Below are 14,002 nucleotides of genomic sequence, written 5' to 3' on the forward strand. Positions count from 1 at the left end.
ATGTGAACCCGACCCATCTGGCACATCAAGATGCTTGCCAACACGCAAGGCCCCAGTTTCCACACAGCCTCGGCCCAAAGCGGTCAAATCGCCATGGTCTCTTTTTCCTCCTGGACCACAGTATTCTGTGAAAGTCTCGACAGCCAATGGTAGACAGGCAGCAGGGCTACGGTCGCAATTAATAGCACAGCCGCCAATTGGAACGCGGCAGCGGTTGTCGCGCCTTCGGATATGCGGCCAGCGATCATCGGCCCGACGGCGATGCATAGATAATAAACGGTGAAAAAGATTCCCATCCCCAAGGCTCGCGCCGCAGGAGGAAGAACCAACGAGGGCAAGCTGACCATCGCCCCCACTGCCACGCCGGAGAACACACCAATGGCAATCACGTTCGGGATTGAGTTTCCGATCACTGACCCCAAGGCCACGAAAAACGCGAAGCCGAGGTTGCCGATCGCAATAAATAGCAGTCGGCGGCCACTACGATCTGCCATGTAACCAGCGACCGCGCCGACAATCGCAAGGCACCAAAGCACCAGCGACGTTACGGATCCTGCTTCGGCGAGGCTCATTCCGCGGCTTACGAACATTTGTGGACCAAAGCTAAAAACGATGGCGAGCGCTGCATTATAGAGGCCCCATATCGCCCCTGCCGTAAGCACGGCCCAGAGTACCGCGGACCGCACCTTCTCGGTCTGCGCCACGGTTGATTGCGTGTCGTCGCCCGGGGTGCGGTAGAGTAGCCACAAGCCGAGGATCCCGATAATTATCAGGCCGTTCACGACAGCCAAGGATAGTTTCAATCCGACAGCCATCGCGAAAACTGGCAGGCCAATCAGGGCCAATGCGATCCCCACCGGCCACGAATTCACGAAAACCGCCATAGCGAAACTGATCTCGCGCCCAGCGAACCAGTCGGCGACCATCTTGGTCAGGAGAACATTGAGCAGTACGCCACCAACCCCGGAGATGAAACGTCCGTTCAACTGGGTGGACCAAGCATCGGACATGGCCATCATGGCCCCACCAATCAGCATAAGCACCAGTCCTGCGAGAACTGTTTGTTTTTCGCCAAAGTATCTTCCCAAGGCTCCGCCGGGTGCTGCGATGAATATGCCCGGCGCAAAGTACAGGCCGATCAAGATACCAACGTCGGCGAGGCTTACGGCAAAGGCCTGCTCGATGTACGGAGACAGTGCGGCAACCATCTGAAACTGGATCGCCATTGTCATGCGGACAAGGAACAAAAGCGCCAGAATACGCCATCTTTGGGCAAGAAAAGGCCGGGTCATGGGAGGCTCCGCGGGTTGGGCGTTCAGACCGTCAATTTCTCTCATTTTAGGGGAGTCGCGGAACCGCGCCTATCAGCCGTATGCAGCAAATTTCGTACAGCATCCGCTAGATGAAAGCTCGTGCAAATGCTGTATCATGAACAGGCCGCGGGCAGGAATTCTCGCGTGATCCATTATTGGGGCCCTTACCTTGGACAAGAACCGATTGAGCACACGCGAGACCGAAATTGCACGCGCCTATGCGGACGGCCAGTCCTATAAAGGGATTGCAGATGCACTTGGCCTCGCGCCGTCGACCGTCCGGACCCATCTTTCCGCAATCTATAAGAAACTTGAAATTTCGTCGAAGCTGGAACTCTTCAAGGTACTCGACGGCGTGCCAACACTCTCGCAACAAGAGACCGATCAGGCTGCGATTATCTCGGAACTCGCTCTGAACCTCGAAGAGTCTCTTAGCCGTGAAAAGGCACTCGCCGAAGTGCTTGGGATCATCAGCAGGTCGGAGGGCCGGATTGATGAGGTTATCGAAGCGCTCTTGGGCTACGCATTGGAACTATGCGATGCCGAGTTCGGCTTGCTTTTGACGTACAACCGGGACGCCGGATTCGCTGCACGGTTCATGAAAGGGATACCGCAAGCCTTCCAAGACTGGTGGGAAGCTCGCGGCAGCTATAAACCAAGCCCACAGACGGCAATTGGCCGGCTTGAAGATAGCCTTGACGTTGTAAACATCCCGGATGTCCGCGCGGAGCCGGTGTTCCGCAATAACGACCCTCTACGTCACGCGACGGCATCACTGGGCGGGGCGCGTTCCTTTACCGCGATCCCGATGCTGGCAGGAAAACGATTGATCGGGGCGTTCACGATATATCGCCAGCAGTTGCGCCCCTTCGATGAAAGAACAGTGCAACTCGCCCGCTGCTTTGCAGATCAAAGCGCCATCGCCATTGAGAACGCGAGACTTGTGAGCGCGCTGCGCTCGAAAAACAACTGATCCGGCTGCCACTTGTGGCGCATACCTCGACGAACGCGATCTGAGAACCTTCTGACCACTTGGTCCCGCAGACTGTTGGTTGGACCACCGCAATGTTTGCGTTCGCTGCGCAAGTCCGGTTTGGTGAAGTTGCAATGCGGCGCGGCCTGACCCGACGAAGGTCCGAACTGGGCCGTCCGTGAATATGGCCCGGTCTTTAAAATTTCGATAGCATCGGCGAGTGCCAACGCATCTTCGAGTTGAGCACCGAGAAACCTGACGGTGCTGTCCATCTTCGTGTGGCCCAACAGAAGCTGAACGGCGCGCAGATTGCCGGCCACCTAAAAGATTAGCGTAACCTTGGTCCGACGCATCGAATGGGTTCCGTAAGCGCTCGCCTCCGGGCCAATCGACGTCACCCAATTCCTAACAATTCGAGCATACTGGCGGGGCGAGATGTGAAGGCGTTCGTGAAAGCGGTCCGGCCAGAGGTATTGGGCCCCGACCATCAGCGGCTCTTGCATCGATCTTTCGAGTGAGATCCGGGTGCCTTTCGAGATTTCAAAATGGACAGGTTTGTGCGTCTTGCTTTGCAGGTCCGAAGCCCGTTCCTTGATCTTGCCGGACGCCATGACATCGACGACTTTTATCAGCAAAAGGTCGCAGCCGCGCAATTTGCTATCGATGCCCGTATTGAAAAGAGCAAGATCGCGATGGTTCTCGGCCAGTTCCGGCCTGACATGGATTGCCCAGACATGTTTAGGCTTCAGCAGCCGCTTCTGACCAACGATGCGCCCCTTGTTCCAAGCGGGGCAAAGTGCGCGAATGTCATGAAAATTCTTTGACGGCCCATGAGCTTCTGAAAAACAAGCCGTTCGTTGAAGGTGCTTCCCTGAATGGTGAGCCCTCAGAGTTCACACCGAACGCGATGCGACAACGACGTTGGCGCTATGCGGGAAACGCAGCGCGGCATCATCATAGCAGGCTCCAAACCCTTTTAGGATGTCGTCGTGCAGTGTCGCTCTGTCAGCGGGGTTCATTGCCGCTTTGCGGTCGGCAACCGGAGTGGCCATCATCAATCCGTTCACAAATGCGAACCCATCTTCAGCTTCAAGATCAAGAATAACTTTCTCTACGGCGACCTGCTCGAAACCTGCGCCTTCGAATACAGACCGCATCTCATCGGGATCAGGAAAGCCACAAACGGCACGGATCGCCCCGGTTGTTTCTTCGCCAAAATGCCTGCCAAAGGCGGTAATCTGTGCCTGCATTAACGGATTTTCCTCCAACCCACGCGCCGTGCAAAACACTGCCTGGCCACCTGGCTCTATGACCCGCAAACACTCGGACAGCGCGCCGAGCTTGTCTGGAAAGACTTGAAGGCCTTGCTGACATATGACGGCATCAAAACTTTCATCCTCGAAAGGCAGGACTTGTGCATCTGCCGAATGGAACATTGCGTCCAGCCCTGCCGAGCGTTCTTTTGCCACTGCTTGATGTCACCGCCAGTCGCCGTGACACCGGATTGTGCCGCCAGTCGCGCGACAATGCCTGTTCCGCACGCAAGGTCGAGAAAACTGCCGCCGGAGGCAAGGCTAGCGCTCACAATTAAGTCGTTGGCCTACGGCGCAAAAATGACGGGTACGCGGAATTCATCGTATCGTTCGGCCATGTTGCCGCTGAGCTGCCATTCCGTATTTGTCATTTTCTGCCCCCCTCAATTCCAAACATTCAAATTTTCTTTGCATAGACCTTTTGCAGCCATGCATTCTGCCATCGGATGAAGTGAAGGCTATGCCCTATGCCTGTTGGGGGACGTCTTCCTGCCAAGCGTGCGCTCTCTGTCGGACTTCATCTGGGATGTCCGCTGCCCGGCGTGTTTCAAGGTTCAGCATCACACATTTGAACACCGTTTCAAACGCCGTTGCATCGTCTTCGCACCTTACAAGCCGGTGCCGGAATGTGATGGATTTGACACCCATCTCAATGATCGATGTCTCCAGCCGAATTGCATCACCTGCAGATAGCTCGGATCGAAAATCGCTTTCGGCATGTACGACTGCAAACGACAGCCTGCGACCCAAGCGCATGTCACTGGCCGTCAACCCCATCTCTGATTGAATGGCGAAAACACCGTCTGAGCAGGCAGAAAAGTATCTCGAAACATTCATGTGACCCAGAAAATCACAATCTGCAGGGTCAACGACAGAGCGGAAGGAAATCATTGCTGCCATCCCTGAGGTCCTTTCTGTTTTGGCGGACATTTTTACACTTAGAAACATCATATGTCATGTTGCGTGCCAGACGATCGTTCAAATGATCGATCTCCTGCGAGACCACAAACAAAGGAGAAGACGATGCCATCCATCGATATCCAAGTTCTAGAAGGTGTATTTTCGGCGGAGGAGAAAGCCGAGATCATCCGAAAGGTGACAGACGCATTTGGTGAAGTCGCTGGTCAGACCATCAGGGCCGGAACGTCCGTCCGCGTACATGAAGTGAGCAGCGGTTCGTGGGGTTACGCCGGAAATATCCTGACAACCGAAGATGCTTTGGAGATGCGCGCACGCGATTGAGCGGCCGCTTTCCTCACTGCGACGAAGCAAACCAAGGTTGCCGAAAGTTGGTCACGACAAGATCATGAAGTGGATCTTCCATAGGTAGCGATGTCGCAATGCGCCTTTACCACCCAAAGAAAAACCCGGGCGCGAACGCCCGGGTCGTTGTGTTGGACTGACAGGAAGGAGGAGGTCAGCCTTTGGAGAATTCGGGATAGGCTTCCATTCCCAGTTCCGCCATGTCGAGACCGTTGATCTCGTCCTCTTCGGGAACCCGGATGCCGATTGTCGCCTTCAGGATGAACCACACCACCGAGGAAACCACGAAGGTGAAGACACCGACGATGACAATCGAAATCACCTGACCGCCGATGGTCGCGTCCCCGTTGGTCAGGACCACGGCCAGCGTGCCCCAGATGCCGCAGACAAGGTGCACCGGGATGGCGCCGACCACGTCGTCGATCTTCAGCTTGTCGAGCATCGGCACGACCAGAACCACAAGAATACCACCCACGGCACCGATCAGAGTGGCTGCGCCCAGCGACGGGGTCAGCGGCTCGGCAGTGATCGAGACGAGGCCTGCCAGAGCGCCGTTCAGCACCATGGTAAGGTCAGGCTTCTTGTACATCAGCTGGGTCAGGATCAGCGCTGCGATTGCGCCGCCCGCTGCGGCCGTATTGGTGTTGGCGAAGATGCGGCTGATGTCAGCGACGTTGCCAGCGGTGTCCATGTAAAGCTGCGAACCACCGTTGAAGCCGAACCAGCCGAGCCACAGGATGAACGTACCAAGCGTTGCCAGCGTCAGGTTCGAACCCGGCATCGGAACGGTGCGGCCATCCTTGTACTTGCCGATACGCGGCCCAAGGATCAGAGCGCCCGCCAGAGCGGCCCAGCCACCAACCGAGTGCACGACCGTCGAGCCAGCGAAGTCAAGGAAACCATAGTTGGCATCAAGGAAGCCACCGCCCCATTTCCACGACGCCTGGATCGGGTAGATGAAGCCAGTCAGGACAACCGTGAAGATCAGGAAGGGCCACAGTTTGATGCGCTCGGCCAAGGTGCCGGACACAATGGACGCGGTGGTGGCGCAGAACATCAACTGGAAGAAGAAGTCAGAGCCCACGGAGGCATAGGTCAGGTCCGTGTCGGGCGATCCGCCAACCGGCTCCATCGCGGCGGGGCTGAAGGCACCCAGCACGTTGGTGATGGTCCAGCCATCGCCCGGATACATCAGATTGTAGCCGATGATGTAATACATGATCGCGGCGATCGAGAAGAGCGCGACGTTCTTGAGCGACTGCATCGCGACGTTCTTGGAGCGCACAAGGCCGGCTTCGAGCATCGAAAAGCCCGCGCCCATCCACATCACCAGGAAGCCGGTGACAAGGAACATGAAGGTTGTGAAGATATAACCGATCTCTTCGTTCGGAGGCGTTACATCCGCCTCTTGGGCAAAGGCCAGCACGGGCAGCGCAATCAGCGCGGCAGCCGGAGCCAGTGTCTTGAAAATTTTCATTTGTCCGATTCCCTTGGTCTTATCGCTGCGGCTCAAAGCGCGTCTGCGTCGGTTTCGCCGGTGCGCACCCGCACGGCCTGCTGCACATCGAGTACGAAGATCTTGCCGTCGCCGATCTTGCCGGTTTGCGCTGTCGACTTGATGGTTTCGACAACCTGTTCGGCCATGGCCGACCCGACGACGATTTCCAGCTTGATCTTCGGCACGAAGTTCACGGCGTATTCTGCGCCACGGTAGATTTCTGTATGGCCGGACTGAGAGCCGAAGCCCTTGATTTCCGTTACCATCATGCCGCGTACGCCGATCCCGGTGAGCGCCTCGCGCACCTCCTCGAGCTTGAACGGCTTGATCGTTGCAATGATCAGTTTCACCTTGGTCCCTTTCGCTTTTGCAGGGCAGTCACCTGCGTTTTGCTCATGCAGAAAGAGCCTCCCCAGCCTTTGGATGGAAGGATTCACGGCGCATTTAGGGGGCATTTTACGGATCGCTTGCCCACTATTTGTGCGAATTAACTTTTTAGCTCAAAAATTAGGCGATATGAGAAGCGGTTTCCCGCGCATTGGTGGTCAACATTGCTGTGCAATCGGGGTAGTCTGCGCGTAACGAGGACAAAAGATCCGGGCAGCATTCATGAGTGATTCACGTCGAAAGCCAAAGCGGCTTGTCGCCGACAGGCGATACCCCAAAAAGCAAGCCGCTCCTGCAAAAAGCGCGGCAACAAAGAAGAAGACGCCGGTCAGGCGCCGCAAGACGGCGTCCACCCGCAAGCGTCGCAACCCGATTGTCGCCTTTGTTCTCGGCGTGTTCAGCTGGTTTCTTGGGCTGATCTGGCGCGTCGTCGCCTTTTCGACCGTGGTTGCCGTGCTGATCGTTGGCGCCATCGTCTTTTACATGCAATCAGGCCTGCCCGATGCCTCCCAAATGGTCGATGGGCGCGCCAAAGGCTCGGTCACTTTGCTGGACAACAAGGGCGCGGTCTTTGCCCTGCGCGGCGATCAGTTTGGTGGCGTGGTCACCGCCGAAAGCGTCTCGCCCCACCTCAAGAACGCGATCGTCGCCACCGAGGACAAACGCTTTTACCAGCATTTCGGCGTCAGCCCGCGCGGCGTGGCAGGCGCGATCAGGATCAACCTGTCCGAAGGGCGCTCGGCACTGTCTGGGCACGGCGGCTCGACCATCACGCAACAGACGGCCAAGCTGCTGTGCATTGGCGTCCCCTTCGATCCGGACACGTGGGAGACCGAGGCTGAATATATCTCGGATTGCCGCCGGTCATCCTTGGCGCGCAAAGCCAAAGAGGCGCTGTTCGCCATCGCGATGGAGGTCAAATACACCAAGAACGAGATCCTCTCGATCTATATGAACCGCGCCTATATGGGCAGTGGCGCCTACGGGGCCGAGGCGGCGTCAGAACGCTATTTCAGCAAACCGGCTGCTGCCCTGAACCCGGCCGAGGCAGCGATGCTGGCCGGGCTGCTGACCGCGCCTTCGTCGCTGGCTCCGACGTCGAACCTTGAAAGATCGCAGGCCCGGGCGGCGACGGTGTTGCGACTGATGAACGAGCAGGGCTACCTGAGCGACAAGGACACCGCTTATTACCAAGCGCACCCGGCCACCTTGTCCGATGAGGCTGGCAGCCTGCGCGGCGGCTATTTCGCCGATTGGGTCATGCAGTCCGGCCCGGAGTTTTTCACCCGCGACACGACCGAAGACGTGCTGATCCAGACAACACTGGACCAGCGCATTCAGGATGCCACCGCGGCGGCCGTGAAGGCAATCTTCAAGGAAAAGGTCCGCGAAGGCTCAAAGGCGCAGGTTGCTGTGGTGGTCATGTCTGCCGATGGCGCCGTGCGCGGCATGGTCGGCGGGCGGGATACCGACGCCAGCGGGGTATTCAACCGCGCCAGCCAAGCGGTTCGGCAGACCGGCAGCGCCTTCAAACCCTTTGTCTACGCCACGGCGCTGGAACTGGGCTATTCGCCGCTGGATACGGTGGTGGATGAACCTTTCTGCATGAACATCCCCGGCTCGGGCCAGTGGTGCCCTGAGAACTACACGAAAAACTATAAAGGCCGCGTGACGTTGGCCGATGCGCTCAAGCATTCGCTGAACATCCCGGCGGTCAAGATCTCTGAATCCGTGGGTCGCGATCTGGTGATGAAAGTGGCGCGCGACTTTGGCATTGTGCGCGATCTGCATGATACGCCCGCGATGGCGCTTGGCACCTCCGAAGCCACTCTGATCGAGATGACCGGCGCCTATGCGGGCATCCTGAATGGCGGCTCCTCGGTGACGCCCTACGGGCTGGTCGAACTGCGACTGAAAGGCGAGTCCGATCCACTGATGGGCACCGGCGGCGGCATCGGTGAGCGGGTCATTCAACCGTCGGCCGCGCACCAACTGATCTGGATGATGGAAAAGGTCGTCAACGAAGGCTCGGGGCGACGCGCAAAGCTGCCTGATCGCCAGGCGGCAGGCAAGACCGGCACCAGCCAAGAGGCCCGCGATGCCTGGTTCATCGGCTTTACGGCGGATTATGTCACCGGGGTCTGGATGGGCTATGACGACAACACACCGCTGACCGGTGTAACCGGCGGCGGCCTTCCAGCCGAAATCTGGCACGAGGTCATGGTGCGTGTAAACGAGGGCCTTCCCGTCACCCCCCTGCCCGCCGAGGCTCCGGTGGCCCCTGCCCCGGAACCCGACCCCCAAGCGGTCGCCCCCGCGCCGCAAGACGGGCGCAAACGGGTGCGCGATGGTGTGGCCGAGACTGTCCTTCAGCAATTGCTGCGTGATATTCTGGGCGGCGGCCGCTGAGTTGAAATGAAAAGGGCGGGGAATTCCCCGCCCCGCGCATCCAACTTCATTTCCCGGCTCAGCCTGCCTTGCGCAGATCCGCGATCAGGGCGTCAATGTCACCGCGACGTTTATCCAGCATGGCGCCGATCTCGGTCCGCTCAGTCAGCAGCATGTTCACGCCCTCTAGATAGAGGTTATAGAACTTGCCGCTTTTCTGTCCGACGAAGAACACCACTTCGAACGGCGCTTCATTGCGCAGGATCATGGTGCCGGTTACCTGAAAGGCATTCTTGACCGCTTTGGACCCGTTTACCTTGATCTCGCCGCCTATGAATTCGCGGAACCGCTTGCCGTATTTGCGCGCGATGTAGCCCGAGAAGGCATCGGTAAAGGCACGTTTCTGAGCGCTGGTAGCGCGGCGGGCATCTACCCCCAAAGCGGTCGCCGCGATGGTCGCCAGATCCGCATAGCGCTGAAAGATCCGCTCAAAGTCCTTGATCATCGAGGCCTCGGATTTTCCCGACGCGATCACCCTGTTGATGTCCGCGACCAGTTTGTCGACCAGCGCTTCGGCCTGCGCAGCGGTCGCCGCCGCAGCGGAACGCGGCCACATGGCGACACTGGTTGTCAGCGCGGCAAGCCCGCCCAAAAGGAATGTCCGGCGGTTCGCGAAAGTCGGCTTCATCAGAAACCCTCCGTATCAATGGCATCGGGATCTATATAACCGGTATCTTGGCCTGTGGTTCCCTCAAGCTCGAACCGGCGGTTTTGCAGGTAGATCAAGCGCAGTTGCGCGTAGGAATCCGCGCTTTCATACAGCACAGAATCATAGGTGTCAGCGTGCCTGCCCCGGCTCGCCACCTTGTCGACATAGGTTGCCGCGGTGCCGATGTACCGCTCGGGCGTAGGAATTATGTAATCCAGTGGATTGGTGAAATAATCAACGAATTGCCCCACCGCATCGCGTTCGGTCGAAGGGCCAAAAACCGGCAGTTCCAGGTAAGCCCCTTCAGGCGCCCCCCAGACAAAAAGCGTTTCGCCAAAGTCGGTCTCGTCCTCGCGCAGGCCCAGGTCACTGGCCACGTCGGCGATCCCGCCAAAGCCGAGCGTCGCGTTGATCGCAAAGCGCAAAGCATTCTGGGTCGCACGTCCCGGACGGCCTTGCAGCACCTGGTTCACCACATAAGACGGCGTGGCGAAGGTATTGGCAAACGTCGAGATGTTGTCCTGCACACCCTCCGAAGCGCCCTCGGCAAGGCCCTTGCCCGCGGCGCGCACCAAAACTTGATCCAACTTTTGATTGAAGGCATGTACCTTTCGGTTGCCAGCTTCGTTAGGATCGTACACACCATCCGGCGCCTCGCCGGGACCGGGCACCGAACATGCCCCAACAAGCAAAACGAACATTCCGGAAAAAATCACACGGCTATGGCGCATCTCAGCCCGCTTTCTTCAATTTCTGTGAAGCCCGCAGAAGACTTCTCGAATGCTTACATAAATTCATTCCTGCGAACACCCAATGCAACCTACCGGTTTGATTCATCTTGTGACACAATGGCGACAACGCTAATTCTGCAAAGCATTTCACAGATTAGCACGCCTGACAAAAATACAAGGCAGACATTCGCTGATGAAACCTGACAACTTCGACAAAGGGCTGGAAGAGCTGCGTGCCGCCCGCCGCAAAAGCCGCCCCTACTACTGGTTCGCCGCCATTTTCAGCTTTTTCGTCAACATGCTGATGCTGACCGGACCGCTGTATATGTTGCAGGTCTATGATCGAGTGCTTGGGTCGCGCTCCGAGGCGACCCTGATCGCGCTCTCGGTGCTGGTGATCTTCTTGTATTCGATCATGGGCGTTCTCGATTACGTCCGCGGGCGGGTGATGGGCCGGGTTGCAGCACGGTTTCAGGCAGCGCTGGACCTGAGGGTTTTCGACGCGGTGTTGCGCCGTTCGACGGTACAGAACGATGCGCTGGCCCGCACGGGAGTCCGCGATCTGGAATCGGTGCAGCGCTTTATGGCGTCGCCCGTACTGATGGCCTTTTTCGACATTCCGTGGTCGCCGGTCTACATTTTCGCGATCATGATCTTCCACCCCTGGCTGGGCTATCTGGCGTTGATTGGCGGAGCGGTTCTGATATTTGTCACGGTGATCAACCAGCTTGTGACCAAGAACCCGTCCCTCAAGACCAACGTGGCCTCAATGACCGCCGAGCGCACTGCCGAGCAGATCCGTTCGGAGGCCGAGATGGTAACGGCACTGGGGATGCGTACGGATGCCTTCAATCGCTGGATGTCAGCGCGCAGCGCGGCATTGCAGGCGCAGATCGGTACGTCGGATCTGACCGGCACCTTTTCGACCCTGACCAAGACCTTCCGGCTGCTTCTGCAATCGGCAATGCTGGGTCTTGGCGCCTATCTTGTGCTGCAGGGCGAGCTTTCGCCCGGGGCGATGATCGCCGGCTCGATCCTCATGGGGCGTGCCCTGGCACCGATCGAACTGGCGATTGGCCAATGGCCAATGGTCCAGCAGGCGCGCAAGGGCTGGAAGAATCTGGCGCAACTTTTGACCGAGATCCCCCCAGAGGCGCAGCGCACAGCATTGCCCCGTCCTGCAGCCAAGCTGGAGGCCCAGCAGGTCACTGTTGTGCCGCCGGGCGAACAGCAAGCGGCGCTGCGCATGGTCAGCTTTACCCTGCTGCCGGGACAGGCACTGGGGGTCATCGGTCCCTCGGGATCGGGCAAATCCACACTGGCGCGCGCCGTAACGGGCGTATGGCGCCCCGCTGGCGGCAAGATCCGGCTGGATGGCGCGACGCTGGATCAATACGGAACAGACACGCTTGGCCAGCACATCGGCTATCTGCCGCAGCGCGTGACGTTGTTCGACGGCACTATCGCCGAAAACATTGCGCGCCTGTCGCAAAGGCCCGATGCAAAGAAGGTCGTCGAAGCGGCGCAAAAGGCGGATGCCCACGAGATGATCCTTAAACTGCCTCAGGGCTATGACACGCAGGTCACCAGCGCCGGAGGGCGCCTGTCGGGCGGCCAGATGCAGCGCATCGGCCTTGCGCGGGCCATGTACGGCGACCCCGTTGTACTGGTCTTGGACGAGCCGAACTCGAACCTCGACAACGAAGGCTCGGAAGCGGTGAACAAGGCGATCAAGACCATGAAGGCCGAGGGCAAGTCGGTGATGATCATGGCGCACCGCCCCGCCGCCATCAAGGAATGCGATCTGCTTCTGATGCTCGAAGGCGGCAATCGCGTGGCCTTTGGACCCAAGGAAGAGGTCCTGAAAAAGATGGTTCAGAACCACCAGCAGATCAAACAGGCCGTCGGGCATGGAGGTGTGCAATGAGCGTGGACAAATCATTCCCGCTGCGTGGGCAGATGATGACGGGGCTTCTGGCTTTGGTCGTGCTTGTCGGTGGCTTTGGCACATGGGCCGCGACGACTCAGATTGCCGGAGCCATCGTCGCCTCGGGTCAGATTCAGGTGGATCAGAACCGACAGGTCGTCCAGCACCCCGATGGCGGAGTCGTCTCGGAAATTCTGGTGAAAGAAGGCGATACCGTTTCCGCCGGGCAGACACTGCTGCGGCTGGACCCGACGCAGGTGCAATCGCAGCTGACCATCGTCGAGGGACAGTATTTCGAAGCGATGGCCCGCCGCGGACGCCTGCAGGCCGAGCGGGACAACCTTGAGAAAATCACCTTTGCCCCCGAGGTTCTGGCGCGCGCCGAAACCGATCCCGAGGTGGCTGAACTGATCGAAGGGCAGCGCAACCTGTTCCACGCCCGCAGCGCCTCGATTGCGAGTGAGGTCGAACAGTTGGGCAAGCGCTCGGACCAGATTGCCGATCAGGTCAAAGGGATCGATGCGCAGCAGGCTGCCTTGAAAGAACAATTGGCGCTGATCAACGAAGAGCTGACCAGCCAGAAGAAACTTCTGGCCGATGGCCTGACGCAGGCCAGCCGCGTCTTGTCGCTGCAACGCGAAGAATCGCGGTTGTTGGGTAGCGTTGGCGAACTGACCGCGCAAAAGGCGCAGGCCGAGGGTCGGATCACCGAGATCGACATTCAGATCCTGTCGCTTGAAACCCGCCGCCGCGAAGAGGCCATCACCACGCTGCGCGACCTTCAGTCGAATGAACGCGAATTGGCAGAACAACGCCGCGCGCTTATCGAACAACTGAGCCGGATGGAGATCACTGCGCCGGTCAGCGGCGTGGTCTATGGCATGACGGTGTTTACGCCGCGCTCGGTCATCCGCCCGGCGGATGCGGTGCTATTTTTGGTTCCGCAGGACCGTCCACTGGTGATTTCCGCGCGGGTGGAGCCGATCCATATCGATCAGTTGTCCGTGCAGCAGAACGTATCCTTGCGGTTTTCCTCGCTGGATCAGCGCACGACGCCCGAGCTTTTCGGGCATGTGGTGCAGATTTCGGCGGACGCTTTTACAGACGAGGCCACGAAGCTCAGCTTTTACCGGGCCGAGATCCAACTGAATGAAGGCGAGATGGAGCGCTTGCCTGAAGGCGTAACGCTGATCCCGGGCATGCCGGTCGAAGCCTTTATCCGCACTTCGGACCGCACGCCGCTGGCCTATCTGATGAAGCCCTTTGCCGACTATTTCGCCAAGGCCTTCCGCGAGAGCTGACTGGTCTCAAAAGGAGCGCTTGCGCGCGCAGGCTAAGCCGGGTCCGCCAAAGTGCCGGCCCCGGCGGCTGGTGCTTGTGGCGGCCGACCATCCCGATGCGCGGCGCCAGCGCGCGTTGCGAGGCATTTCCCGAGTATTTTCGAAAAGACGGTGCAGGGGTATTTTCAATCATCCACCAGCCCTCTAGCGTCGCGACAAA

12 protein-coding genes and 1 pseudogene are annotated in these 14,002 nt (G+C 58.6%); 5 read left to right on the forward strand and 8 right to left on the reverse strand.

Going from position 1 to position 14,002, the window contains the following annotated elements:
- Positions 1-83 precede the first annotated feature (83 nt).
- Positions 84-1,292 (reverse strand): MFS transporter, encoded by a 1,209-nt coding sequence (locus tag ACOYQJ_RS20405; RefSeq protein ID WP_422907852.1) that lies wholly within the window; start codon positions 1,290-1,292, stop codon positions 84-86.
- Between the two features lie 190 nt (positions 1,293-1,482).
- Here ACOYQJ_RS20405 and ACOYQJ_RS20410 point away from each other — a divergent pair, with 190 nt between their 5' ends.
- Entirely contained in the window at positions 1,483-2,286 is an 804-nt protein-coding gene (locus ACOYQJ_RS20410) for a LuxR C-terminal-related transcriptional regulator (RefSeq protein WP_422907853.1), read from the forward strand.
- A 200-nt stretch (positions 2,287-2,486) separates the two neighbouring features.
- On the opposite strand, the pseudogene ACOYQJ_RS20415 reads toward ACOYQJ_RS20410, so the two are convergent.
- From ACOYQJ_RS20415 to ACOYQJ_RS20425, 3 genes and pseudogenes are all read right to left on the reverse strand, one after another.
- Positions 2,487-3,092: pseudogene (locus ACOYQJ_RS20415) on the reverse strand (tyrosine-type recombinase/integrase); the annotation flags it as partial.
- Between the two features lie 87 nt (positions 3,093-3,179).
- Positions 3,180-3,755 (reverse strand): methyltransferase domain-containing protein, encoded by a 576-nt coding sequence (locus tag ACOYQJ_RS20420; RefSeq protein ID WP_422907854.1) that lies wholly within the window; start codon positions 3,753-3,755, stop codon positions 3,180-3,182.
- A gap of 309 nt (positions 3,756-4,064) precedes the next feature.
- Positions 4,065-4,499 carry an acyl-CoA thioesterase gene (locus ACOYQJ_RS20425; RefSeq protein WP_422907855.1) on the reverse strand — a complete coding sequence of 145 codons (435 nt, stop codon included), beginning with the start codon at positions 4,497-4,499 and terminating at the stop codon, positions 4,065-4,067.
- A gap of 123 nt (positions 4,500-4,622) precedes the next feature.
- Here ACOYQJ_RS20425 and ACOYQJ_RS20430 point away from each other — a divergent pair, with 123 nt between their 5' ends.
- Positions 4,623-4,841, forward strand: a complete 219-nt coding sequence (locus tag ACOYQJ_RS20430; protein WP_317384548.1) for a tautomerase family protein — start codon at positions 4,623-4,625, stop codon at positions 4,839-4,841.
- 175 nt (positions 4,842-5,016) lie between these two features.
- On the opposite strand, the gene ACOYQJ_RS20435 is transcribed toward ACOYQJ_RS20430, so the two are convergent.
- Positions 5,017-6,339: an ammonium transporter gene (locus ACOYQJ_RS20435; RefSeq protein WP_422907856.1), complete on the reverse strand. Its 1,323-nt coding sequence runs from the start codon at positions 6,337-6,339 to the stop codon at positions 5,017-5,019.
- 32 nt (positions 6,340-6,371) lie between these two features.
- Positions 6,372-6,710 carry a P-II family nitrogen regulator gene (locus tag ACOYQJ_RS20440; RefSeq protein ID WP_422907857.1) on the reverse strand — a complete coding sequence of 113 codons (339 nt, stop codon included), beginning with the start codon at positions 6,708-6,710 and terminating at the stop codon, positions 6,372-6,374.
- 259 nt (positions 6,711-6,969) lie between these two features.
- Between ACOYQJ_RS20440 and ACOYQJ_RS20445 the strand changes: the two genes are divergently transcribed.
- On the forward strand, positions 6,970-9,156 hold the full coding sequence (locus tag ACOYQJ_RS20445; RefSeq protein WP_422907858.1) for a transglycosylase domain-containing protein: 2,187 nt from the start codon (positions 6,970-6,972) through the stop codon (positions 9,154-9,156).
- Between the two features lie 58 nt (positions 9,157-9,214).
- Here the strand turns inward: ACOYQJ_RS20445 and ACOYQJ_RS20450 are convergent, their stop codons facing one another.
- The gene (locus tag ACOYQJ_RS20450; RefSeq protein ID WP_422907859.1) at positions 9,215-9,823 is read right to left on the reverse strand and encodes an MlaC/ttg2D family ABC transporter substrate-binding protein; all 609 of its coding nucleotides are present in this window, start codon (positions 9,821-9,823) and stop codon (positions 9,215-9,217) included.
- On the reverse strand, positions 9,823-10,545 hold the full coding sequence (locus ACOYQJ_RS20455; protein WP_422907860.1) for an MlaA family lipoprotein: 723 nt from the start codon (positions 10,543-10,545) through the stop codon (positions 9,823-9,825). Before ACOYQJ_RS20455 ends, ACOYQJ_RS20450 begins: the two co-directional genes overlap by 1 nt.
- A 223-nt stretch (positions 10,546-10,768) precedes the next feature.
- Between ACOYQJ_RS20455 and ACOYQJ_RS20460 the strand changes: the two genes are divergently transcribed.
- Positions 10,769-12,502, forward strand: a complete 1,734-nt coding sequence (locus ACOYQJ_RS20460) for a type I secretion system permease/ATPase (RefSeq protein ID WP_422907861.1) — start codon at positions 10,769-10,771, stop codon at positions 12,500-12,502.
- Complete coding sequence (locus ACOYQJ_RS20465; protein WP_422907862.1) at positions 12,499-13,803, forward strand: HlyD family type I secretion periplasmic adaptor subunit; 1,305 nt, start codon at positions 12,499-12,501, stop codon at positions 13,801-13,803. Before ACOYQJ_RS20460 ends, ACOYQJ_RS20465 begins: the two co-directional genes overlap by 4 nt.
- Positions 13,804-14,002: the final 199 nt, after the last annotated feature.

Source organism: Pacificoceanicola algae (genome assembly GCF_049341065.1).
Taxonomy (GTDB): domain Bacteria; phylum Pseudomonadota; class Alphaproteobacteria; order Rhodobacterales; family Rhodobacteraceae; genus Pacificoceanicola.

Coding starts and splice junctions, on each gene's coding strand:
- ACOYQJ_RS20405 (WP_422907852.1), bottom strand. CDS start 1,292: ATGACCCGGCCTTTTCTTGCCCAAAGATGGCGTATTCTGGCGCTTTTG.
- ACOYQJ_RS20425 (WP_422907855.1), bottom strand. CDS start 4,499: ATGGCAGCAATGATTTCCTTCCGCTCTGTCGTTGACCCTGCAGATTGT.
- ACOYQJ_RS20430 (WP_317384548.1), top strand. CDS start 4,623: ATGCCATCCATCGATATCCAAGTTCTAGAAGGTGTATTTTCGGCGGAG.
- ACOYQJ_RS20435 (WP_422907856.1), bottom strand. CDS start 6,339: ATGAAAATTTTCAAGACACTGGCTCCGGCTGCCGCGCTGATTGCGCTG.
- ACOYQJ_RS20445 (WP_422907858.1), top strand. CDS start 6,970: ATGAGTGATTCACGTCGAAAGCCAAAGCGGCTTGTCGCCGACAGGCGA.
- ACOYQJ_RS20450 (WP_422907859.1), bottom strand. CDS start 9,823: ATGAAGCCGACTTTCGCGAACCGCCGGACATTCCTTTTGGGCGGGCTT.
- ACOYQJ_RS20455 (WP_422907860.1), bottom strand. CDS start 10,545: ATGTTCGTTTTGCTTGTTGGGGCATGTTCGGTGCCCGGTCCCGGCGAG.
- ACOYQJ_RS20460 (WP_422907861.1), top strand. CDS start 10,769: ATGAAACCTGACAACTTCGACAAAGGGCTGGAAGAGCTGCGTGCCGCC.
- ACOYQJ_RS20465 (WP_422907862.1), top strand. CDS start 12,499: ATGAGCGTGGACAAATCATTCCCGCTGCGTGGGCAGATGATGACGGGG.